Annotated in this window: 16 protein-coding genes and 1 tRNA gene; 1 reads left to right on the top strand and 16 read right to left on the bottom strand. The window is 54.3% G+C overall.

The genetic code is table 11. The annotated features are described in order from the left end of the window. Positions 1–101: 101 nt before the first annotated feature. The 10 genes from LDN12_RS07680 to LDN12_RS07635 form a co-directional block, all read right to left on the bottom strand. A complete protein-coding gene (locus tag LDN12_RS07680; RefSeq protein WP_223922082.1) occupies positions 102–1,238 on the bottom strand; it encodes a mechanosensitive ion channel family protein in 1,137 nt (378 codons plus the stop codon). Further along, entirely contained in the window at positions 1,231–2,526 is a 1,296-nt protein-coding gene (purB, locus tag LDN12_RS07675; protein ID WP_223922081.1) for an adenylosuccinate lyase, read from the bottom strand. Before purB ends, LDN12_RS07680 begins: the two co-directional genes overlap by 8 nt. 152 nt (positions 2,527–2,678) lie before the next feature. Then, positions 2,679–3,449 (bottom strand): MBL fold metallo-hydrolase, encoded by a 771-nt coding sequence (locus tag LDN12_RS07670; RefSeq protein ID WP_223922080.1) that lies wholly within the window; start codon positions 3,447–3,449, stop codon positions 2,679–2,681. Positions 3,450–3,785: 336 nt separating this feature from the next. Then, positions 3,786–4,673, bottom strand: a complete 888-nt coding sequence (xerD, locus tag LDN12_RS07665) for a site-specific tyrosine recombinase XerD (protein ID WP_223922079.1) — start codon at positions 4,671–4,673, stop codon at positions 3,786–3,788. A gap of 101 nt (positions 4,674–4,774) precedes the next feature. Then, entirely contained in the window at positions 4,775–5,002 is a 228-nt protein-coding gene (locus LDN12_RS07660; RefSeq protein ID WP_223922078.1) for a VF530 family DNA-binding protein, read from the bottom strand. Positions 5,003–5,015: 13 nt separating this feature from the next. Next, a complete protein-coding gene (gene glnD / locus LDN12_RS07655) occupies positions 5,016–7,724 on the bottom strand; it encodes a [protein-PII] uridylyltransferase (RefSeq protein ID WP_223922077.1) in 2,709 nt (902 codons plus the stop codon). Between the two features lie 242 nt (positions 7,725–7,966). Continuing rightward, positions 7,967–8,959 carry an ADP-ribosylglycohydrolase family protein gene (locus LDN12_RS07650; RefSeq protein WP_223922076.1) on the bottom strand — a complete coding sequence of 331 codons (993 nt, stop codon included), beginning with the start codon at positions 8,957–8,959 and terminating at the stop codon, positions 7,967–7,969. A gap of 249 nt (positions 8,960–9,208) precedes the next feature. Beyond that, positions 9,209–12,655: a pyruvate carboxylase gene (locus tag LDN12_RS07645; RefSeq protein WP_223922075.1), complete on the bottom strand. Its 3,447-nt coding sequence runs from the start codon at positions 12,653–12,655 to the stop codon at positions 9,209–9,211. A gap of 330 nt (positions 12,656–12,985) precedes the next feature. Continuing rightward, on the bottom strand, positions 12,986–13,384 hold the full coding sequence (locus LDN12_RS07640) for a response regulator (RefSeq protein WP_223922074.1): 399 nt from the start codon (positions 13,382–13,384) through the stop codon (positions 12,986–12,988). 1 nt (position 13,385) lies between these two features. Beyond that, positions 13,386–15,698, bottom strand: a complete 2,313-nt coding sequence (locus LDN12_RS07635) for a PAS domain-containing sensor histidine kinase (protein WP_223922073.1) — start codon at positions 15,696–15,698, stop codon at positions 13,386–13,388. 435 nt (positions 15,699–16,133) lie between these two features. Here LDN12_RS07635 and LDN12_RS07630 point away from each other — a divergent pair, with 435 nt between their 5' ends. Beyond that, positions 16,134–17,576 (top strand): sigma-54 dependent transcriptional regulator, encoded by a 1,443-nt coding sequence (locus tag LDN12_RS07630; protein ID WP_223922072.1) that lies wholly within the window; start codon positions 16,134–16,136, stop codon positions 17,574–17,576. Positions 17,577–17,690: 114 nt separating this feature from the next. Here the strand turns inward: LDN12_RS07630 and LDN12_RS07625 are convergent, their stop codons facing one another. The 6 genes from LDN12_RS07625 to serA all read right to left on the bottom strand — a co-directional run bounded on the left by LDN12_RS07625 (position 17,691) and on the right by serA (position 22,186). Beyond that, positions 17,691–17,996: a cytochrome c3 family protein gene (locus tag LDN12_RS07625; RefSeq protein ID WP_223922071.1), complete on the bottom strand. Its 306-nt coding sequence runs from the start codon at positions 17,994–17,996 to the stop codon at positions 17,691–17,693. Between the two features lie 564 nt (positions 17,997–18,560). After that, a tRNA-Arg gene (locus tag LDN12_RS07620) sits at positions 18,561–18,637 on the bottom strand. Between the two features lie 124 nt (positions 18,638–18,761). Beyond that, the gene (locus tag LDN12_RS07615; protein ID WP_223922070.1) at positions 18,762–18,995 is read right to left on the bottom strand and encodes a DUF1450 domain-containing protein; all 234 of its coding nucleotides are present in this window, start codon (positions 18,993–18,995) and stop codon (positions 18,762–18,764) included. Between the two features lie 151 nt (positions 18,996–19,146). After that, positions 19,147–19,668 carry a ferritin gene (locus LDN12_RS07610; protein WP_223922069.1) on the bottom strand — a complete coding sequence of 174 codons (522 nt, stop codon included), beginning with the start codon at positions 19,666–19,668 and terminating at the stop codon, positions 19,147–19,149. A gap of 96 nt (positions 19,669–19,764) precedes the next feature. Next, the gene (gene lgt, locus LDN12_RS07605; RefSeq protein ID WP_223922068.1) at positions 19,765–20,547 is read right to left on the bottom strand and encodes a prolipoprotein diacylglyceryl transferase; all 783 of its coding nucleotides are present in this window, start codon (positions 20,545–20,547) and stop codon (positions 19,765–19,767) included. A 13-nt stretch (positions 20,548–20,560) separates the two neighbouring features. Then, positions 20,561–22,186: a phosphoglycerate dehydrogenase gene (gene serA / locus LDN12_RS07600; RefSeq protein ID WP_223922067.1), complete on the bottom strand. Its 1,626-nt coding sequence runs from the start codon at positions 22,184–22,186 to the stop codon at positions 20,561–20,563. Positions 22,187–22,250: the final 64 nt, after the last annotated feature.

The following is a 22,250-nucleotide window of genomic DNA, read 5'->3' as shown; positions in this document are numbered from 1 at the left end:
TCCTTTTTCCATTGGGCCTCCTGCAAAACTATTGCGGGGCCGATCTGCTGTGTTGCCGCTCGCTCGGAAACTCAACGTACTAAACAGTACGCCTCGTTCCCTCACTCGCTTGCGCCCTGCATATCGGCCTCCTCATTACGTTTTGCAGGAGGCTCCATGATCACCGTCCTGATGGGGAACGGGATTTCAATGCCGTTTTCGTTAAAACGGCGAATAATCAGCGAATTGATCTTGTCGGTGACGGAGAACAACAGTGAATATTCCTCCACCCAGAAAAACAGCGACATATTCAGGGCCGAATCGCCAAAGGAGACAAAATATGCTTCCGGCACCGGGTCGCGTAGTACGCCTTCAACCTCATGAGCCGTGGCCACCAGGAGTTCCTTGACGCGCTCCACGTCGCAACCGTAGGCCACACCGATGTTGATGCGCCCCTTGACACGGGCATCCGGGAAGGCCTGATTGATCAGCATGGTATTGCACAGGTCCGAGTTGGGAATGATCAACAACTGATTGTCCAATGTCCTGATCTTGGTGCTGCGCAGGCCAATGCCAGCCACATCCCCCACTTGGCCGCCCGACAGTTGGATGCGGTCACCGATTCGGAAGGGCTGGTCGAGCATGAGAGTGAAACCAGAAATCATGTTGGCCAAGGTGTCCTTAGCCGCCAGGCCGATAGCCAGCGAACCGATCCCCAAGGCGGTAACCACCGAGAAAATGTCGTAGTTAAAATGCTTGAGGATGACAATCAGCGCCGTACCCATCAGAAACAGCATGGTCAGCTTTTCGGCAATCGGAATCATGTGCCGGGAGATCAGGGCATCGTGATCGTGCTGCCGGCCGGCGATATACCATTGCAACAGCTCGTCAAAGGAGTGGTAGATCAGATTGAAAACGATAATCACCAGGGCGATGAAGAGCACACCGGAAAAAACCGTCACCAGCTTTTCATGCAGCGGCAGGGAGCGGATCGCCAGATAGATGCCCAGTGTGACCAAAAGCCGAGAAACATGGGGAATAACCTGTAGGAGAATACGGTCGTCCAGATCGGTACTGGTGAAGGCGGCTATGCGTTTGCCCCATTTGTTCAGCGCCAGAACGGCCAGTTGGGCCAGCATCCAGAAAAACGCCAGGATCAGCAGCGCGCCCAGAATATCCTTGGCCCAGAACAGAATGGGGCCATCCGCATCCTGCGGGCGGAAGAGCCCTTGAACAAATGAGAGAATCCTATTATTCACCGAAGACTCGCTTGAAGATGGTATCGACGTGTTTGAGGTGATAGTTGAGATCGAACGACTCACGGATCTTGGCCTCGCCCAGGGCGCCGACCACATCCTGGTCTGCCAGCAACTCTTCCTGAAAATCCTTGCCTTGTTCCCATACCTTCATGGCGTTGCGCTGCACCAGACGATAGGCGTCCTCGCGTGACACACCCGCCTGGGTCAGATCGAGAAGAATCTTCTGGGAGAAAACCAGACCCTTCATCTTGTTCAGGTTGTCCAGCATATTCTTGGGGTAAACCACCAGATTCTTGATCAGGCCACTGAGGCGCCGCAAAGAAAAATCGAGCGCAACCGTGGCGTCCGGGCCGATGTAGCGTTCCACCGAGGAATGGGAAATGTCCCGTTCGTGCCACAGTGCCACGTTTTCCAACGCCGGGATACACATGGAACGTATATAACGGGCCTGCCCGGTCAGGTTTTCCGAAAGGATCGGGTTTCGCTTGTGGGGCATGGCCGACGATCCCTTCTGCCCCTTGCTGAAAAACTCCTCCGCCTCCAACACCTCGGTACGCTGCAGGTGGCGGATCTCGATGGCGATACGCTCAAGGGACGAGGCGACCAATGACAGGACGCAGAAGTACTCGGCATGACGGTCACGGGGGATAACCTGGGTCGAAACCGGTTCCGGCGTGAGCCCCATTTTATTACAAACATACTCTTCCACATAGGGGTCGATGTTGGCAAAGGTGCCGACTGCACCGGATATGGCACCGGTAGCGATATTCTCGCGGGCTGCGGCCAGACGCCGGCGGTTGCGCTGCATCTCGGCATACCAGGAGGCCAGTTTGAGACCAAAGGTAACCGGTTCCGCATGGATGCCGTGGGAACGGCCGATGCAGACGGTATCCTTGTGCTCCAGGGCGCGTTCCTTGATGGCTGCCAGCACCATGTCCAGATCAGCCAGCAATTCGTCGGCGGCCTGAACAAGTTGCACCGACAGACAGGTATCCAGCACGTCGGAAGAGGTCATCCCCTGGTGAATGAAGCGCGCCTCCGGCCCGACATATTCGGACACTGAGGTGAGGAATGCGATTACATCGTGCTTTACCTCGGCCTCGATCGCATCGATTCGGGCTATGTCGAAGTTCCCTTTTTCACGGATGACCGGCACCACCTCCTTGGGAATAACGCCCAGTTCGGCTTGGGCTTCACATGCCAGGGTTTCTATCTCAAGCCAGATGCGAAAACGGTTTTCGGGTTCCCAGATGCGGGCCATGTCGGGGCGGGTATAACGTGGAATCATGTATCCTCCGTGCGGAAACGGTCTTTTTCCACTCTGGCCTTGGCTATCTGCGGCCTTGTTTGTGCGACGTACCGAGTGGTACGTCTCCGCGCAAGTCCTTGATATTCAAACCCAGAACGAAAAAATCCACGCTTCTGAATTATATCTATGAATTAAACTTCCAAAACATCACTTGCTTTATACTGATCACCGATCACAATCCGGGGAGCGCAAACGCTCTGGTCACGCAAAAAGGCATCCGTGGTGCGAACCACGTGATCAGGGTGGTTGTTGATCTCGGACAGGTGTGCCATGACCAACGCCTCCAGCCCGGCGTGGGCCAGATCAAACAAAAGAGCCAACGATTCCTCATTGGACAGGTGGCCGTGACGCGATTTGATGCGCTGCTTCAGCTCCCAGGGATAGGGGCCGTTCATCAGCATCTCCACGTCATGGTTCGATTCCAGGTTCAGCACCCGGCAACCGCGCAACTTTTCCGCTACCAGGCGAGTGACGATCCCCAAATCTGTGGCCGAGCCGCAACGACCCTCCCGCGACTCCAGAACAAAACCGACCGGGTCGCAGGCGTCATGGGTGATGGGAAACGGGTCTACCTGAGTATCCCGGAACGTCAAGGCGCAGCCGGCTTCGAACTCGATCAGACGTGTCTTATGCAGATATTTCTCCGCTTTTTTGCACACCAGATGACTGGCGACCACAGGCACCTTGAACTTGCGGGCGAAGGCCCCCACGCTCCGGATATGGTCGATATGCTCGTGGCTGACCAGCACGGCGTGAACACGTGCCGCGTCGATACCACAGACATCCATGCGCAGCAATGTCTCACGCAACGACAGACCCACATCGATCAGCAGACGGGTGTCACCGGTTTCGACGTACAGACAGTTTCCCTTGCTGCCGCTGGCCAGCGAACAGATTTTCACACAAACTCCAGGATTCCCGGACTGACGAAGCACATGTCCCCAAGGACACAAACAATAGAAGGATTTCGGATAGTTATAATTAACGCACGACGGCGTTTATGCGGCTTAATAATAAACTATATTTATACTCGAAGCGCAGAATAGTTTCAAGGGTAATCATGGCGCCCATGTTTCAAAATTCTTGCCACAGAATCACGGAGTCACTGAGGTATCTCAGAGATCTCTCAGGAATAATCACATAAACAAATGGGCGGCCTCGCAATTACTAAATAAGACTCCTTATGGATTTTTCCTCGTGTCTCTATGTATCCATGACAGATAGTTGGTTTGCGCCGTTTACCCCCGTGGATGGATCTCTTGGTGCAACCGTTTCAGTCGTTCACGGGTGACGTGGGTATAGATTTGGGTGGTAGAGAGGTCGGCGTGTCCCAACATGATCTGTACGCTACGCAGGTCAGCGCCGTTTTCCAGTAGATGGGTGGCAAAGGAGTGTCGCAGGGTGTGGGGCGAGATGTTCTTGCGGATACCGGCCAGCAAGGCCCGTTTTTTGATGATGTTCCAGAACGCCTGGCGGCTCATGCCCGAACCCAGACGGGAAAGAAAGAGAAAGGGGGTCTCCCCCAAGGGGTCGACTTTGGCGCGGACGACAGTAAGATATGCCCCAACCTTGTCGCAGGCCGATTCGCCAATGGGCACCAATCGTTCCTTGTTGCCTTTTCCCACAGTCATGAGATAGCCGGAGTCCAGATTAACCTCGCGCAGCCTGAGGCCGACCAGTTCCGAGACCCGCAGGCCGGTGGCATAGAGCAACTCCAGCATGGCCAGGTCTCGGGTATTTTCGGCCGCCGCCCCGGAACAGGCGGCGAACAAGGCATCCACCTCCTGAGTTGTGAGGAACTCTGGCAACTTGTGCAGAATGCGGGGCGCTTCGATTATCGAGGTCGGATTGGTTGCGGCGTAATTTTCCACCATCAGAAACTTATGGAACATGCGGATGGCGGAGAGGCAGCGCGCCCGACTGCGCGGGCCAATCCCCCGGTCTTTCAGCCGTCCCATGAAAAGTGCAATATCCGTGGACTTCACGCTATCGGAAGATGTGCACCCTTCTTTGTCGAGAAAATCCAGGTAGCGGGCCAAGTCGTGGCTATAGGCATCCTGCGTGTTGGCCGAGAGCCCCTTTTCCACAGCCAGATAGCTTATGAACAGGTCGAGGTAGTCGTTCATGGAATCCGAATCTCTCCCGGAATGGTGGGCAGCCTGAAAAGCTCTTGCGGAATAAGGAAGAAGGCACGTTGCTCGCGTGGTTCACAACCGAATCTATTGCCCTATGATTCTTCCAGTTTCCACCTCAAATACATCTCCTCCACCTTATCCCTGGCCCATGGAGTTCTCCGCAGAAACTTCAAACTGGACCCGATGCTCGGGTCATGGGTAAAACACCTGATATCGATCTTTTTTCCCAATTCCGCCCAGCCATAGTGATCGGCCAGTTCGGTTACCATCATCTTCAAGGTGACGCCGTGCAGAGGGTCTCTGGATCTTTCTTCCGTCATAAGCGCCTCTGGATCAGATCCATTCGTCGATGGCTCGTATCAGGCGCGACGTGATCTCTTCCAACTTCTCGTCGAATACGATCTTCTGCCCGAAGATGTCTCGTACGTAAAAAACGTCGGCTACCTGGTCAACCTTGGTTGAAATCTTGGAAACACCTATGTAGAGCCCCAGGTGGGTCAAGGTACTGGTGATCAGATAGAGCAGCCCGACCTTGTCATGGGTGTAGATATCGATGACCGTATAGTCCTCCGACACTTCGTTGTCGATTTCCACACGGGTCGGGAAACGCGGGATCGGGCGGGCTGTGAGGAGCGAAGGGCGCTGGCGGCTCTCCACAAGCTCCGCGACACTGACCTCGCCATGGAGGGCCCGACGCATGTCGTCCTGAACCTTTTGCCAGCGTTGCGCATCGGTGATGACCAAGCCTTGCGGAGAATTAACCTGGAGTATGTCCAACACCTTGCCGTTACGACTGGTGTTGATCTGTGCCCCCAGTATGTTTACGCCATTGGCGGCCATGACGCCGGTAATACGCGAAAACAAGCCCGGCATGTCGTGGGTACAGATGGTAAACTCGGAATAGCCGCTCTCCTGCTGGTGGACGATCTTCATGAGGAGGCTGTTCGTTTCCAGGCCAAGCAGCAGACGGGCGTGACCGGAGATCAGAGCCACGTCGTTGGAGAGCAGCAAACGGACCGGCATGGACTTGAGTTCTTCCCGGACCGCTGCCACCGGAAAATCGTCCTGCAACTGCTCCGTAACCTTCTTGATGACACCTTTGACCCGTTCGCTGCTGGCCTCCAGGTGAAAGTTGCCTCGTTCCAGCACATTGAAAGCCTTTTCATACAACTCCTGAAACAAAAGCGCCTTCCAATTGGTCCATACGTCCGAACCCACCGCCCTGACATCGGCTATGGTCAAAAGATAGAGCATCTTAAGGTTTTCGCTGGTCTCCATCTGGAGTGCAAACTGGACCACCATCCGTTCGTCGTGCAGGTCGCGACGTTGGGAAATGTGGGCGAACAGCAGGTGGTGTCGCACCAGGAATTCCAGTCGTTCGGTACCTTCCCTGGAAAGTCCCATGCGTCGGGCAATGGTGGGGATCATGGCTGCGCCTTTTTCGGCGTGGCCACCCCCCTCCCCCTTACCGATGTCGTGAAACAGGACTGCCAGGAGCAGCAGTTCACGCTTGCCGATCTGGGAAGCGACCTCACACGGGAAGGGAAGTACCTCCTTTGATTGGCCGGTCAGCATCTTTTCGGCCTCCTCCACGGCAAACAGGGTATGAATATCCACGGTATAGATGTGGTAGATATCGTGCTGCACCTTGCAGTAAATATGCTCCAACTCGGGTATGTAATGATTGAGAAACTCCAGGTGGTGCATGCTCCGCAAGGTTCCGGCCACATCCTTGGGCGAACGCAGGATGGCCAGGAACGATTGGTTCACATCGCGGTTGCGGCGGAACTTGTCGTTGACCAGATGCAGGTTTTTGCGGACCAGCGCCTTAACGCGAACATTCAGGGCGACGCCGTGTTTCTGGGCCAGCTCGAAGATGCGCATCAGAACAACCGGGTTTTTCTCCACCACCGTCTCGTCGGGGATGATCAACTCCCCCTTGAGCACGAAGCAGCCGTCTCCCACCGGTCGCCGCACGAAGTAGCCTAGAATCTTCAAGGCCCCCTCATCGCGCCAGATACAACGCGACACCAAGCTGGAGGCAAAGTGTTCGACCCGGTTGGCGTGACGGTAGTAATCCCGCATGAAATCTTCCACCGCAAGCACCCTGCCATGGTCGCGGTAGCCCATGAAACGGGCCAGATGCACTTGAGCATCAAAGGTGAGCTGGTCGTTCTTGCGGCCATTGAAATAATGCAATTCATTGCGGATGCGCCAGAGGTAGTCGAGGGCGGCATAATAGGTATCCAACTCCTCCTCCGCCAATATCCCCTTAATGATCAACTCCTTGGGGTTGGTAAACTTATACTTGACGCGCGCCGCCCACATGGCGGTCTGCAGGTCGCGTAAGCCTCCCTCGCCTTCCTTCAGGTTGGGTTCAAGAAGGTAAACAGTCGAGCCGTATTTTTCCCGGCGGGCCTTCATATCGGCCATCTTTTCCTTGATGAACTTGTCGCTGGACTTGGTCAATATCTGGGTAAAGATCACCTTGGAAAGAGAGTCAAAAAGCTGCCGGTTTCCGCTCAGGTAGCGGGCATCGATGAGGGCAGTCTTGACCGTACTGTCCGCGGCGGCCATTTCGACGCAATCGGCGATTCTTCGCACCGAATAACCTACGTCCAGGCGCATGTCCCACAGAAAATACAAAAGTTTCTGGGCCACGTCCTCCACGCGTGCCACCGGCATGCTACCGTCGTGAAGAAACATGATATCGATATCGGAGTTGGGATTCAATTCGCCACGGCCATACCCCCCCACAGCAACCAGGGTGATATGCTCCATCATGCTGCCGCCGTCAACGTCGTACAGGATACTCTGGAAAAGTTTGTTGTTAAGCTCGTCCATCATATCGCAGATCAAATGGGTCACCTCGTTGCCGGAGGCGCCCGCTTCGTGCAGTTTTTTTATCTCCTCGCGGTAGTTGCCGAGAAAATTTTTGCAGCCGGAAAAATACAACGGCCGTTTCTCTTCGAACCCGGCCATACCTGCGTCGCCAACTGCGCGTATGTCATCAGGAAAATATGGATCAATAAAAAATTGCATGGGGCTCCTCTTGGGGAAACAATATACTTATGGCTCGGCAGGCGTCGTTGGCGACCGTCCAGAAGGGGATTATACGTCACGCGGGCCGATGAGTCAAAAGCAATAAAGTGGCGGCAGAGCCGCCAGGAATCCGCTTATATCGATTTCAAATCCGGGGCGAGGTCAAAACGGCGGGCATTGAGAAGACAAAGGCGTACCTGTAGTACGCCGAAACGCGGATATGACATGATTTTGGACTGGCATTACTCCACCCTCATTAAACGTCCGACGCCATTCTCGATCTCGACATACGCCTTAAGGCGTTTCCTCCATTCGCCGGGGATGGCGGAAACGCCTAGAAATGCGCCCAGCCAGGACCCAACCATGGCCGCCCGCCCAGCGTTGTCGCCGCCGGCAGATGCCGTGGCCTTCAACGCTCCGCTAAAGTCATTGTCATGGTGCAGGGCGCTGTGCACTGCTGCCGGAAAACTATTGGCCAGCGGACAGGACTGACCGAACCTCGCCGTTACCGTACGTACCGGCAGGCTGCGGGACGAGCAGGCATCCCTGATATTCCGGCTCACTTCGGCGCCGGGATATCCCTCAGTCTCCATCTGTTCCGCCGCTTTGTTGAGTGCCTCCGACAGGGGGCGGCCTGAAAACAGTTCACGCAGGATCACGGCATGGGCCTTGAGATAGGCCACGGCACGCTCGTTATTCTGACAGACCCGCGTAGCCCGCTCTACCTGCGTTAGATAATCGCTGCTACGGAAATAGCGCGCCGCCAGCGGCGCCAACCGGCTGATGGTGGCGGGCTGGTCGTCGTCGGCACCATCCTGGAAACTGTAGGCCGCATCGGGGTGGGCCTCCCGGAATGCTCGAAAGTTGGCTAACGTTCCTGTAGTGGCATGATCACGGTACCCCTTGTAGGCCGGACATTCCATCATCGCCACGAAACGGCTCCCGAAATCGGCGGCGTCGAATCCATCCCGTTCCATCAACGAACGTAGCAGAAGCAACGCGGCATCCCCGTAGTGGGTCAGTTCACCCGGCCCCTTGCCGAAGTGGTAGTGCCCCTCGGCAGGCGGATCAAAACCTCGCGGCCCGCCAGGAAAGAGTCGGTCCAATTCATTGAGGTCATAGACCCAATGACTTCCAAGGCAAAAAGCGTCACCTACAAACTGCCCCCACACCGCCCCGGCAATGCGGTCGGCAAGGGAAACATCACGATTGTTGAAAGTTTCTTCAGCAGCCATAGCCATAACCTCCATCAACTGTACATTATTAATTATAACGCTTTCCAGCAACAATGGAAAATAATGCTGGTGTTTTGTGGTGGCCGACAACAGGTGGCACTGCCGCAAACAGCGGCCATGCTCCGAACCGAAATAATTCGTGCGAACAAAAAAGCCCCGTTTCGGAAGTCCGAAGCGGGGCGCAACTTTTGTCGGGCGGCATAGGCCTTGGTGGCCGGAACCGGGCAAGATCACCAGGATCAAATTAGTTTATCCCATGACGATGATAAGGTCTTCCTTCTCCACCTTTTCCCCTTCTTTGAACTTCACTTCAGCCACCTTGGCGTCGGCCTTGGCCTTAATGTTGGTCTCCATTTTCATGGCCTCGGTCACCATCAGTACATCGCCGGCCCTAACCAGGTCACCGGCTTTGACGTTGACCTTAAGCACTTTGCCCGGCATGGGGGCGCCGAGATGATTGGGATTGCCCTTGTCGGCCTTCTCGCGTACGGTTTCATCGCTCTTGACCGATTGATCGCGGATGACCACCGAACGGTTGTTGCCGTTCAGTTCGAAGTACACCGTGCGGGTGCCATCGGCCTGCACACGCCCCACGGCGTTGAGCTTGATGATCAGGGTCTTGCCCGGCTCGATCTCGATGGAAGTTTCCTGCCCGGGTTCCAGTCCGTAAAAGAAGATCGGCGTGGGAATAACCGAGGTATCGGAGTATTCCTGGCGGTGGCGGTCGAATTCGGGATACACATGCGGATACAGGATATTGGAGACAAGCGCCTTATCGCTGACCGCATGCTCCAGCTTTTCCTCCAGCTTGAGCCGCTCCTCTTCGAAATCGACCGGTTCCAGCAACTCGCCGGGACGACAGGTAATAGGCTGTTCACCCTTCAGAATAATCTTCTGTAACTCCTGCGGCCACCCTTGGTAGGGTTGACCAAGCATTCCCTTGAACATGCCCACTACCGATTCAGGGAAAGCAAGTTCATCCCCCTTGGTGAAAACATCCTGCGGTTCAAGGTTGTTTTTGACCAGAAACATAGCCATGTCGCCGACCACCTTGGAGGAGGGGGTAACCTTGACGATATCGCCGAACAGGAGGTTGACCTTGTGGTACATCTCCTTACATTCGTCCCAGCGTTCCAGCAGGCCCAATCCGGCCACCTGGGGCTTGTAGTTGGAATACTGGCCACCTGGGATCTCGTGGTGATAGACCTCGGCTGTGCCGGACTTGAGGCCGGACTCGAAGGGGGCGTAGTAGTCTCGAACCGTCTCCCAGTAGTTGGCCAGCCTTTGCAGGCCTCGGGCATTGACCTTTGGATCCCGCTCGCTCCCTTCCAGAGCCGCCACCAAGGCATTCAGGTTGGGCTGGGCCGTTAACCCCGAAAGCGATGACAGGGCCGCATCGACTATGTCCACCCCGGCTTCGCTGGCCTTCAGCAGGGTTGCGCTGCCGTTGCTGGAAGTGTCGTGGGTGTGGAGATGGACCGGGATGCCGACGTTTTCCTTAAGAGCCTTTACCAACTTGTAGGCGGCCAACGGCTTGAGCAGGCCGGCCATGTCCTTGATGGCCAGGATATGGGCACCCATCTTTTCCAACTCTTTGGCCATATTCACGTAGTATTCCAGCGGATACTTGTCCCGCTTGGGGTCGGTGATGTCGCCGGTGTAGCAGATGGCAGCCTCGCAGATCTTGCCGGTCTTGCGTACCGCCTCCATGGCTACCTGCATGCCGGTGGTCCAGTTGAGGGAGTCAAAGACACGGAAGATATCGATGCCCGAATTGGCGGCCTCTTCCACAAACTTCTGCACCACATTATCCGGGTAGTTGGTGTAGCCCACGGCGTTTGAGCCGCGCAGAAGCATCTGAAACAGGATGTTAGGAATCTGTTCGGAGAGCTTGTGTAACCGCTGCCAGGGGTCTTCCCTCAGAAAGCGCATGGAGACGTCGAAGGTGGCGCCGCCCCAGCATTCGAGAGAGAACAGGTCGGCCCCAAGGTGGGAGGTCGGCTCGGCAATCCTGAGCAAGTCGTAGGTGCGCACTCGGGTGGCCAGGTTGGACTGGTGGGCGTCGCGCATGGTCGTGTCGGTCAGAAGCAGTTTGTTCTGCTCCAGGATCCATTTGGAAAGCCCTTCGGCCCCCAGCTTCATGAACAAATCACGGGAACCGGCCGGGCGAGGTTTGGTCACGTCGGTTTCCGGCACCTGGGCCTCCAGCAGATCGGCTGATTTGAGCGGTTTTACGATACCGGGCGAGCCGTTGACGACCACATCTCCGAGAAATTTGAGCACCTTGCTGGCGCGGTCCTTTTTCTCGCGGACCTTGAGCAGTTCAGGGTGTTTCTCAATGAACGAGGTGTCACACCCACCTTTGAGAAAGACCGGATGGGTGACTACATTCTCCAGAAAACCGATGTTGGTCTTGACGCCGCGCACGCGGAACTCTTGCAGCGCGCGGTTCATGATATGGGCCGCAGCCTGGAAAGTCAGTCCCCAGGAACTGATCTTGACCAATAGGGAATCGTAGTGGGGGGTGATCTTCGCGCCAGTAAAGGCGTTGCCGGCATCCAACCGTACCCCGCAACCGGCCGCCGAGCGGTAGGTGGTCAGGGTCCCGAAGTCCGGGGCAAAGTTGTTGGCCGGGTCTTCGGTGGTGATGCGGCACTGGATGGCGTAGCCGCGCATGTCTATGGCACTCTGGCTGGAAATATTGATCTCCGGGTCGGACAATTTGTGGCCGCAAGCGATCAGGATCTGGTCCTGCACCAGATTGCGGCCGGTAATCATCTCGGTTACCGTGTGTTCCACCTGAATGCGGGGGTTCATCTCGATAAAGTACCAATTCCCCTCCTGGTCCAGCAAAAATTCCACGGTCCCGGCATTGCGGTATTTGACCTGGCCGGCTATCTTGAGGGCCGCATCGCACAACTCCTCGCGGGTCTTCTGGGACAGGGAGAGGGAAGGTGCGAACTCCACCACCTTCTGATGGCGGCGCTGGATCGAACAGTCACGTTCATAGAAGTGCACCAAATTGCCGAAATTATCCCCCAGTACCTGCACCTCGATATGCTTTGGATTGGCCAGGTAGCGTTCCAGGAAGACGGCCGGATTACCGAAGGCCGCCTTGGCCTCGCTGCCGGCAGTCACCAGCCCCTCCAGCAACTCCTTTTTGTTGTGGGCCACGCGCATACCGCGGCCGCCGCCGCCCGCAGCGGCTTTGATGATGATCGGGTAGCCGTGTTCCTTGGCGAACCTGAGGGCCTCCTCCTCTTTTTCGATGGGGTCCTCGGTCCCGGGAACGGTGGGGACCCCCGCAGCGAACGCCACTTTGCGGGCCGCCACCTTGTCTCCCAAGGCGCGCTGCATCTCGGCGGTGGGACCAATAAAGGCGATCCCGTTGGCCTCGCACTTTTCAGCAAACTCTGCGTTCTCCGCCAGGAAGCCGTAACCGGGATGAATGGCATCCACGTCGGCCTTAAGGGCCAAGGCGATTATTTCGTCAATCCCCAGGTAGGCGTCGATTGGGGCCTTACCCTTGCCCACCAAATAGGCCTCGTCGGCCTTGTAGCGGTGGAGCGACAGCTTGTCCTCTTCCGAATAAATGGCTACCGTGCTGATACCCAGCTCGGTACAGGCCCGAAAGATGCGGATAGCGATCTCGCCGCGGTTCGCGGCCATAACCTTGCGAAACTTCTGTTTCTGCATGAATATCCTCCGAAGTGTATGGGTACCCTGGAACGTTTAACGTGGTTGAAAATAGTGTGCCCTAAACGTCAAAACATTTAGCAAAACTAAATTTATTCAGCTATTTTAAATAGTTACACTGTAAACAATGGCGACAATAAAACAGATTGATGGGGCTTTGTCAACTACGTTTTTTCAGGCCGTGATACAGGGGATGTAGAGAAGGCCTTGCCGAACGGAAAAAGGAAAGGTCATAACGTATGGGAGGGGTCATTATGAAAAAAAGACAGTATAGGTACGCTGCTCGATGGCACAGGAGACTCTGCGGACAAAACGAAGCCGGTCCGCCAGCTACTTCTTCAATGTGATCGTTGAAATGCTTTTGTCGATGACGGCAAAGAGCTTTTCGTAATTGACCGGCTTGAGAACATAATTATTGACACATGGCTCGATGGAATCCAGCAGGTAGCTCGTCCCGCTGTGCGCCGTTAAAAAGATGATGACCGTTTCGGAGTTGATGGCCTTTATGGCGGCAGCCATCTCTATGCCGTCCATTATCGGCATGCTGATGTCCGTAATGACGATATCGTGGCGATGTTCCTTGAAGAGCGCGAGACCCCGCTCCCCGGTTTCCGCCGCGTCGAGACGCGAAAAACGGTATTTACTTTCAAATACCGAACAAAGAATCTCGCGTGCGCTCTGTTCGTCTTCCACGTATAGGACAGAAACCAATAATTGGTCGGTCTGCATATCAAACCTCTATGGTGAATTCCGCGCCATTTCCCGTATTACGGACACTAAGCCTGCCGTGCATGTTTTTTTCGATGATGGTCTTGGCCATGAACAACCCGATGCCGGTCCCTTTATCCGGCCCTTTGGTCGTGAAATATGGGTCGAATATCTTGTCGATGATATGGGCGGGGATGCCACCCGCATTATCGCTTATAGTAACCACGGACCCGCCGTCCCCTCCGAAGGCCCTGATCACAACCCTGGCCTCATCGATGTCTTGCTCGGAAAAGGCATCGCGCGCATTCAGCAGTATATTGAGAATCACCTGGGAATATTCGTTCGGGAAGCCGGAAACCCAGACATCATGTGCCGTATCCGCATCGATCTCGATATGGTGGGCCTTGAAGCTCTCATTGATCAGCGAGAGTGTTTGAAGAATGATGGCATGTACGCTGAAGGAGATCTTTTCCTTATCCGGCTTGAAAAAGTTTCTGAAGTCATCAATGGTCCGGGACATGTGATAGACCAGCTTCATTGCTTCCTGAGTGCTCTCTTGGAGAAATTCCGCGTTTAACTTGCCGGAGTTATAAAACAACAAGAGCCTCTGGATGATGAGCCCGAGAGTATTCAAGGGTTGGCGCCACTGATGGGCAATATTGCCGATCATCTCACCCATGGCTGCCTGGCGGCTCTGAAGCAGTATCAATCGTTCCTTTTCCCTCAAATCCTGTTCCGTGCGCAGACGTTCGGCTGTCTCTGCCAGCAATTGCTGCTCGGCAAGTTTCCGTTCCGTGATATCGGTATGGGACCCGGCCATCCGGTGGGGATTTCCATCATCATCCCGGAAGCAGGCGCCGCGCGTCAGGACCCAGCGATAGCTTCCGTCTTGGTGCCGCAGGCGGTATTCTAGGCAGAACTCGGGAATTCTCCCCTCCAAGTAACCATTCAGGGTTTCCAATGCGGTCCGATAATCATCTGGGTGGATCAAGTTCATCCACTCGTCCATGACATTGTCTATCTCATTTTCACCGTACCCCAACACCTCCTTCCAGCGGGACGAGACGAAAGCTGTGTTCGTTTCAAGATCCCAATCCCAGATGCTGTCGCTGGCCCCCTGGACGGCAAGCATGTAACGTTCATTGCTTTTGCGTAACGCCGACTCCGTTATCTTCCGCTCCGACACATCGCGAAAGATGATACACGCCCTGGAATTCCCATCCTTGTCGGCAAACAACGACGAGCTCAACTCGCAAGGGATCCTGCTGCCGTCTTTATGAAGAAACGTTACCTCTCCGCGCGCCTTGCCGGTCCGTACCCGTTCCTCAAGCAGGGCCGCTGCCTGCTGATCCGCCTCATCGATGATCTCCTGTCTGCTCCGGCCACATATCTCCACCTCGGTCATACCGAGGATACGGCAGGCTTCGGGGTTCGCCTCCAAAACGTCGCCTTCTGGGGTAGCAAGCAGAATTCCATCGATACTGTTATTGAAAAGGGACCGGTAGCGATCCTCGTTCTCACGCAAGGCATCTTCAACCCGTTCCCGTTCACAAATCTCCATCTGCAGGACACGAATCGTTTCCGCCAACTCGGAGGTTCGCTCGGCAACCCGCTGCTCAAGCTCTGCATGGGCCTGTTGTAGCTCCTGCTCAACCCTTCTTCGTTCGGTGATATCGGTGATGATCGAAAAAAGATGTGCCCTCCCCTGGAAACGGATTGCCCCGGAAGACACTTCCACACTCCGCTGGGAGCCATCTGCCAGGCGATGCTGAAAGATGAATCTGGAAGCAGTGCCGTTACCGGCACGATACATATTTTCCCTGATCTCATCCTGAGTTTGGACGTTGATATCAAAAATGTCCATGGCGGTAAGCTGCTCTCGCGAATAACCGTAAAACGAAACCGCCGCGGGATTGGCATCAACGATACTCCCGCTATGCGGCTCAATTATCAGCATGACATCGGTGCTGCTATTGAACAGGCTGTCGTAACGCGCTTCACTTTCTGCGCACGATATGCGCATCCGGGAATGCATCCTCAGAAAAGCGACCGAGAGCCATAACACAATCAACGCCAGAATCCTGTTGAAGACGGCTGTTCCGAAATGACTGGCAGGAGGCGTAACCAGAAGATCGACGATCATCAGCGGCGTACTGAGGCTTGCAAACCAGGTTACGGGTCCGGCCCCCAGGCTGCGAAACAGGAGCAGCGGCATAAAGAGGTAGGCGATCCACACCGCGGCGCCAGGCGGGGTCAGCAAATCGATAACAAAGATGGCGCCACATAACGCAAAAGCACCCATTAGTATTATAATTCGTTGCCTTGATTCAGCCATGACGGGACCGCCTGCTCCGGAAAAGGTTGTCGCACTTTGGTCTTCGCACAATAAAGACCACATTTATCTTGAAGCTATTACGTAGTATTCATAGCAAAAGATCATAACAATTTCACCTCTATATTTTCTAATGTTGCACACAGGAAAAAGGGGTCGGGATATGAGTTACAAACAACCATGCAGCAATTCAGTGCACCTGATGGAAAGCAACCTGCTCCGATACGCCGGGGAACCCGGATTCTTTTTCTATTTATGCAACAAATAATGCCTTTTATTACCCAGTTTTTTTGCAGAGCGATTGAAATGCTGATTTGTTTGATATAGTATTCAGGTAAATTAATTACACTGCGTCATTTATGACGCAGTGATTTGAGATAACGCATCATCGTTACGTCACGCGCAACAAGAAAAAATCCGACCATATGCGAGTTGACCATGGACAGCCGGAATAACAGCACAGCGCCGATCATGATAGTGGATGACGACCCCCAGGCATTATCATTGCTCAGGTCATTGCTCTGTCATGACGGATACGACAATGTCATAACATTTGACGACAGCCGCAGGGCGCTCGACTACTTCAACGTTCAGGAAGTAGCCGTCGTGGTGTTGGACCTATCTATGCCCAGATTTCACGGCATGTACCTGCTTGAGTTGTTTACCAAAAACAAACCGCATGTCCCGGTCATCATCGTAACGGCAGAAAACCAGATTGACTCGGCAATTGAGTGCATCAAGGCCGGAGCGGCCGATTATCTGACAAAGCCCATATCGATTAACCGTTTCATGGCCAGTATTACCCGAGCGTTGGAGTTGCGCTCCCTTAACGACGGCATCAGTTTTCTCCAAGACTCAACACAGGCCGTAACCCCGCCATCGACAATCGCCTCCCGACATTCCATTGTTACGCAAAACAAAAACATGCTCTCCCTCATGCAGTATGTGGAGATCATTTCAAACTCCCATCAGGCGGTCCTGATCAATGGGGAAACCGGAGTGGGCAAGGAACTCGTGGCCAAGGCAATTCACAACATGAGCAAGCAGAAGGGGGATTTCGTATCCGTCAACATCTCGGGACTGGACGATCTGATGTTCTCCGACACCCTCTTCGGCCATAAAAAGGGTGCCTACACCGGAGCGAACCAGGATCGGGAAGGCCTCATAAAAAGGGCGGCTCACGGCACCATATTCCTTGATGAAATCGGAGACCTGAACGAGATCTCCCAAGTAAAACTGCTGCGACTTCTCCAGGAAAACGAATACTACCCACTCGGGTCGGACAACCCTATCCAAAGCAATGCCCGCCTCGTGGTGGCCTCAAACCATAATCTTCGTCAGTTGGTAAACGAGGGAAAGTTCCGTAAGGACTTCTACTATCGTCTCTGCACCCACCAAGTGTCTATCCCACCCTTGAGGGACCGACTGGATGACATCCCGCTCCTTCTGGATCATTTTGTCGAAGAAACAGCTAGGATCATGGCGAAAGAAAGGCCTGCATATCGGAAGGAACTCGTTGATCTTCTCTGCAGCTACGACTTCCCCGGCAATGTACGCGAATTGAAAGCCATGGTCTTTGACAGTGTCACTAAGACCACTTCTTCTAAACTGTCAACCGAGTACTTCAGCAAGCTTATCGAGCGGGAACGGGATTCGTTCCCGTTTCAGGAACACAACCCGACTCCCAAGAGCAACACGGGAGCCAACGGCATCACCTTCGACCGGTTCCCCACGCTGAAACATGCCGAAACGGAACTGATCCGTAAAGCGCTGGAAATCGCAAAGAACAACCAGGGAATAGCCGCCCGGCTGTTAGGCATCACACGGCAAGCTCTCAATAATCGTTTGCAGCGGCTCAAAAAGGGTAACAGTTCCGCATAATTCTGGTTGATGCTGCGGCACTTCCCACGAGAGACCCAGACAAACTCAATCAAAAAGGCCCGCCTTTGAGGCGGGCCGGGAATGACCTGATGAATAGTTGGATAAATAAGCGCCCTACTTCTTGTGGCACTGATGACACTCGACCGGGCCTTTGTCATAGAGGTCGTGACACGAAATACAGAGCGTATGGGCAGTGTCCTTGCCCCAATTATCAATTTTTCCGTTCTCACGCGCGTGGCAGTGAAAACATTCGTTGTTCAGATCTTTCTGGTGCTTTCTATGCTGAAACGAAAGAGACATGACACCCATCTTGAGATTGATGAGCTCCGGGCCGAGGTTCGGTGGCTCCGCCGCTTGAACGGCTGAAGACATCCCACACAGCAGCAGTAGCACAATCATCGGCACAACAATTCGTTTCATAATTCAGGCTCCCCCTTGGCGTTGGTTTCAGCACACACTATCGAGAACGTAAAACTGCTACCTTAAAAAAAGCCGGATTCCTCATATTGACAGGTAATCCGGCTTTTTTCCATTTTAGTAGACCTCAACCAAGATTGGCGTTCAAAGGCCTAAGGAACTATTAATTTACTCTATAAATCTCATAAAAACGATGAATTGTGAACAAAAAAATACGGATATCTCCACCCAAAGTACATTGGGGTAGGTGCCCCCAGTGTAGATGGGTTCTCCTGGCCTGGGTTTCTACGGCAAACTTGCCGCAACCGGAACATTCGTATGGGCGACTGATCGGAAAAGACATCCTGAATTCCGGTGCAGTATGGACCTTTGGCAATGGAGATTGGGCCAGGTGACGGCGTGTAGGTATCCCGGCGCAAATCCCCAAAAGCGAATACAAAAAAGGCTGCCCAGTGATGGACAGCCTTTTTTGTTTGGTGGTCGGTATTCAAAATCAACCTGCTGCAACCCGTATGAAACCAGGAAAGCAAAAGCGGGTTTTACAATTTAGTAAACCCGCATTTTTACTGGCGCGCCCGACAGGATTCGAACCTGTGGCCCACGGCTTAGAAGGCCGTTGCTCTATCCAACTGAGCTACGGGCGCATACTCTGCTAACGAAGAGGAAGTTGAGATATATAGCACAAACCGCCATGGACGGCAACCGTCAATCACGCACCGCCAAGCCATTGGAAGCGAAAAACCAAGATAGAAACACGGCGCCTAGTGTTCATTCCTCTTTTGCCTGCTTCATGCGAATCGCTGCAACGATTTTGTTGTAAAGTTCATCCCCGTCACGGGCGGTGAGCTTTTTCTTATCCACCGTGGCCATGGGCATCTCCCGGCATGCGGAGCACTGTTTTATGCATTCCTTGACCTTGATATTGAGATCGGGGAATTCCTCGGTCAAGCGACGATATACCTTGCCTTTGCCCTTGTTATGTTCGCAGAAACGAATCTTCATGTCAGTGTCCTGTACGGTTAGCTGTGGGAAGTAATTCCAAGCTGGTCTGGCCGATTCCAAGGCGCAGCGACACGGCTATGGCAGGGTCTATGTCAAGAAGCCGTAACGACGGCAGCAGACAAAAGAGCTGGCGAACTCACCGCATGGGACACTAGACCGCGAACGGGGTACCTGCAGGCAGTACAAACACGCGTTTTGCCATGTCGGCATCGATCATCAGGATGCCGTGGCCATTGTCGCCGACCAGTTTGAGCTTGGCGATCAGGTCGCGGTCGTTATTTTCCTCCTCGATCTGTTCAGTCACGAACCATTGCAGGAATATCTGCGTCGCGTGATCCCTCTCCTGAGCAGCTTGCTCGCTCAGTTCGTTAATGCATTTGGTAATAAGCTCCTCATGGGCCAAGGTCCTCTGCATCATCTCAAGCAGCGACTTATAGGTGTTCGGCACAGACTTGCTGGACAGGAGTTCCACATTCACCCCCTGGTCGACAAGGTAGGCGTAGAATTTCATAAAATGAACCATTTCCTCCCGATACTGCACCATGAACCAGTTGGCCGCCCCTTTCAGCCCCATCTCGTTGGCACAGGACGACATGGAGAGGTAGATGTGCGCGGAATAGAGTTCAAGATTCATATGCTTGTTGAGTGAATCAGCCATTTTTTTGCTTATCATGGGGAAAAGCCTCCTGTCATATGTTTTACTTCAGTATACCCCTTAAACAGGGCATGTAAACGCCCTCCCTTCACATGAAGGGAGGGCGTTCTGGATTCAAAGAGAAGAAGGTCGCCGGGATAATCTGATGACCATGAAGCTGCCCACAAGGAACATGGGCAAGCTCAAAAGCTGCCCCATGGAAAAGAAACTGAGGAAGGTACCGATCTGCGCATCGGGTTGGCGGAAAAATTCGACAATAAAACGGAACAGGCCGTAACCTGCGCAGAAGGTCCAGGCAGGGATGCCGGTCACATCAGACTTACGGGCCATGATACGTACAATGAAGAACAGGACCACCCCCTCCAGAGAGGCCTCGTAGAGTTGCGAGGGATGGCGCGGGAGGTCGCCCCCTCCCGGAAAGATCATTCCCCAGGGGGCATCTGTCGGTCTGCCGTACAGTTCTCCATTAATGAAATTGCCGATCCTGCCGAGCCCCAATCCGACCGGCGCGCATTGCGCCGCCATATCGATCAGCACCCAGAAAGGAATCTTTTTGCGCCGAGCGAACAGAACAAAGGAAAGGATAACTCCCAAAAAGCCGCCGTGAAAGGACATACCTCCCTTCCAGACCGCAAAGACTTGCAATGGGTCGGCAAGGTAAACCCCAAGGTCATAGAACAGGATATAGCCGAGCCGTCCACCCAGAACAACCCCCAGGGCGCCGTAAAAAACCAGATCGGCTACGTCGTCCGGGGTCAGGGGAAGTTTTTTGCGCCGAACCTCGGCACGAAGAATGAAATAGGTGGCAACGAAACCCAAAACGTACATCAGCCCGTACCAGCGAAACTGGAGCGGGCCGATGCTTAGAAAAACAGGATTAATGTGGGGAAACTGCATGGAGACCGGGACCTCAGGCGCCGCAGCCGCAGCTGCGGGTACAGGCTCCGACGCGCATATGCAACGCCTTGATGAAGGAGGCATCGGTGGCGGTCTTTATCTCCTGAAGCACGTTATCGGGCACGGCCGAGTCGAGGGAAAGCAGTACCATGGCCTCTCCCTTCTTTTCACGCCGTCCCAGGTTCATTGAACCGATATTGATGTTGTACTGCCCCATGATGGTGCCGATCTTGCCGATTATGCCGGGACGGTCGTCATAGTTCAGGAGCAGCATGTGCTCTTCGGGAGTGAAATCCATGGAATAGTCGCGCAGCTTCACGATGCGGGGTGAACCTTCGAAGAGTGTGCCCGAAACCAGCCGGCGCTTGCCCTGCCCTTCGATCACCAGGGTAATGACATTGGAGAAGGCGCCCCCCTGGGTTGTCTTGGACTCTTCCACCACGATACCCATCTGCTCGGCGATCAGCGAGGCATTGACCATGTTGACGTCCTGGTCAACCACACGGTTCAGCAGAGCGGTCAGGCCGCAGACAGCCAAGGGTGAACAGTCGTAATGGGCAATACTGCCGGCAAAACCGAAACTGACCTTTTCCAGGTTATTGTCCACCAGTTGGATGCCGAAGTCGCACATAACGCTCATCAGATTGAGGAACGGACGCATCTGGTCCATAAGGGCCAGATCGAAGCGGGGGATATTGACGGCGTTCTCCATCGGCTTGTCGTCCAGATAGTTGATGATCTCGCGGGAGACATCGATGGCCACATTGACCTGGGCTTCGAAGGTGTTTGCGCCAAGGTGCGGGGTCACCACCAATTTGTTGTTGGCGATCAGTTGTTTGAGCGTCTCTGACGAAGGCGGTTCCTGACTCCAGACGTCCACGGCGCCGCCGACGACTTTGCCGGAGACCAGGTTGTCCAGCAAAGCCTGCTCGTTGATGATCCCCCCGCGCGCCACATTGAGAATGATGACGCCGCTCTTCATCAACCCGAATTCGCGAGGGCCGATCATGTCGCGGGTCTCATCGGTCAGCGGGGTGTGAACGGTGATGATGTCGCAATTTTTGTAGATTTCATCGTGGGAAACCAGTTTGACCCCCAAGTCGTTGGCACGCTTGACCGAAACATAGGGATCGCAGGCCAGCACTTCGCATTCGAAGGCCTTGAGCCGTGTCGCCACCCGGCCACCAACCTTGCCGAGCCCGATCACGCCGGCGACCCTGCCCTTCAGTTCGTGGCCGGTAAAGGGAGCCCGCTTCCATTCGCCGGCTTTCAGGCTGGCATTGGCAATGGTGACATTGCGGCAGAAGGAAAGAAGAAGCGCCAGGGTATGTTCAGCGGCGCTATTGGTATTGCCGAATGGTGCGTTTACCACGATGACGCCCTTGGAACTGGCGTAGTCCACATCCACATTGTCGATGCCGACCCCGGCCCGGGCAACGATCTTCAACTTGGTGGCCGCGTCCAACAGGGTTTTGTCAACGGTGGTGCCGCTTCGAGTGATGATTGCTTCATAGTCGCCGATGACCGCCAGCAGTTCCTCTTTTTTCAACCCCAGCTTCACATCCAGTTGAATGCGCGCATCCTGGGTCAACAGAGCAAGCCCTTCCGCAGATACTTCATCAGTTACGATAATCTTCATTGCAACTCCCCAGTATCAATAATTTGTGGGCTCATAGTAGCCTTGACGGATAAAAATTGCAAGA

This window comes from Geobacter sp. AOG2, assembly GCF_019972295.1.
In the GTDB taxonomy this organism is placed as follows: domain Bacteria; phylum Desulfobacterota; class Desulfuromonadia; order Geobacterales; family Pseudopelobacteraceae; genus Oryzomonas.
This window is presented reverse-complemented; position numbering and strand designations above follow the sequence as displayed.

What these genes read in the sequence shown, in the direction of transcription:
- purB (WP_223922081.1), bottom strand. Translation starts at nt 2,526, where the DNA reads ATGATTCCACGTTATACCCGCCCCGACATGGCCCGCATCTGGGAACCC.
- xerD (WP_223922079.1), bottom strand. Translation starts at nt 4,673, where the DNA reads ATGAACGACTACCTCGACCTGTTCATAAGCTATCTGGCTGTGGAAAAG.
- LDN12_RS07660 (WP_223922078.1), bottom strand. Translation starts at nt 5,002, where the DNA reads ATGACGGAAGAAAGATCCAGAGACCCTCTGCACGGCGTCACCTTGAAG.
- glnD (WP_223922077.1), bottom strand. Translation starts at nt 7,724, where the DNA reads ATGCAATTTTTTATTGATCCATATTTTCCTGATGACATACGCGCAGTT.
- LDN12_RS07650 (WP_223922076.1), bottom strand. Translation starts at nt 8,959, where the DNA reads ATGGCTGCTGAAGAAACTTTCAACAATCGTGATGTTTCCCTTGCCGAC.
- LDN12_RS07645 (WP_223922075.1), bottom strand. Translation starts at nt 12,655, where the DNA reads ATGCAGAAACAGAAGTTTCGCAAGGTTATGGCCGCGAACCGCGGCGAG.
- LDN12_RS07640 (WP_223922074.1), bottom strand. Translation starts at nt 13,384, where the DNA reads ATGCAGACCGACCAATTATTGGTTTCTGTCCTATACGTGGAAGACGAA.
- LDN12_RS07635 (WP_223922073.1), bottom strand. Translation starts at nt 15,698, where the DNA reads ATGGCTGAATCAAGGCAACGAATTATAATACTAATGGGTGCTTTTGCG.
- LDN12_RS07630 (WP_223922072.1), top strand. Translation starts at nt 16,134, where the DNA reads ATGGACAGCCGGAATAACAGCACAGCGCCGATCATGATAGTGGATGAC.
- LDN12_RS07625 (WP_223922071.1), bottom strand. Translation starts at nt 17,996, where the DNA reads ATGAAACGAATTGTTGTGCCGATGATTGTGCTACTGCTGCTGTGTGGG.
- LDN12_RS07615 (WP_223922070.1), bottom strand. Translation starts at nt 18,995, where the DNA reads ATGAAGATTCGTTTCTGCGAACATAACAAGGGCAAAGGCAAGGTATAT.
- LDN12_RS07610 (WP_223922069.1), bottom strand. Translation starts at nt 19,668, where the DNA reads ATGATAAGCAAAAAAATGGCTGATTCACTCAACAAGCATATGAATCTT.
- lgt (WP_223922068.1), bottom strand. Translation starts at nt 20,547, where the DNA reads ATGCAGTTTCCCCACATTAATCCTGTTTTTCTAAGCATCGGCCCGCTC.
- serA (WP_223922067.1), bottom strand. Translation starts at nt 22,186, where the DNA reads ATGAAGATTATCGTAACTGATGAAGTATCTGCGGAAGGGCTTGCTCTG.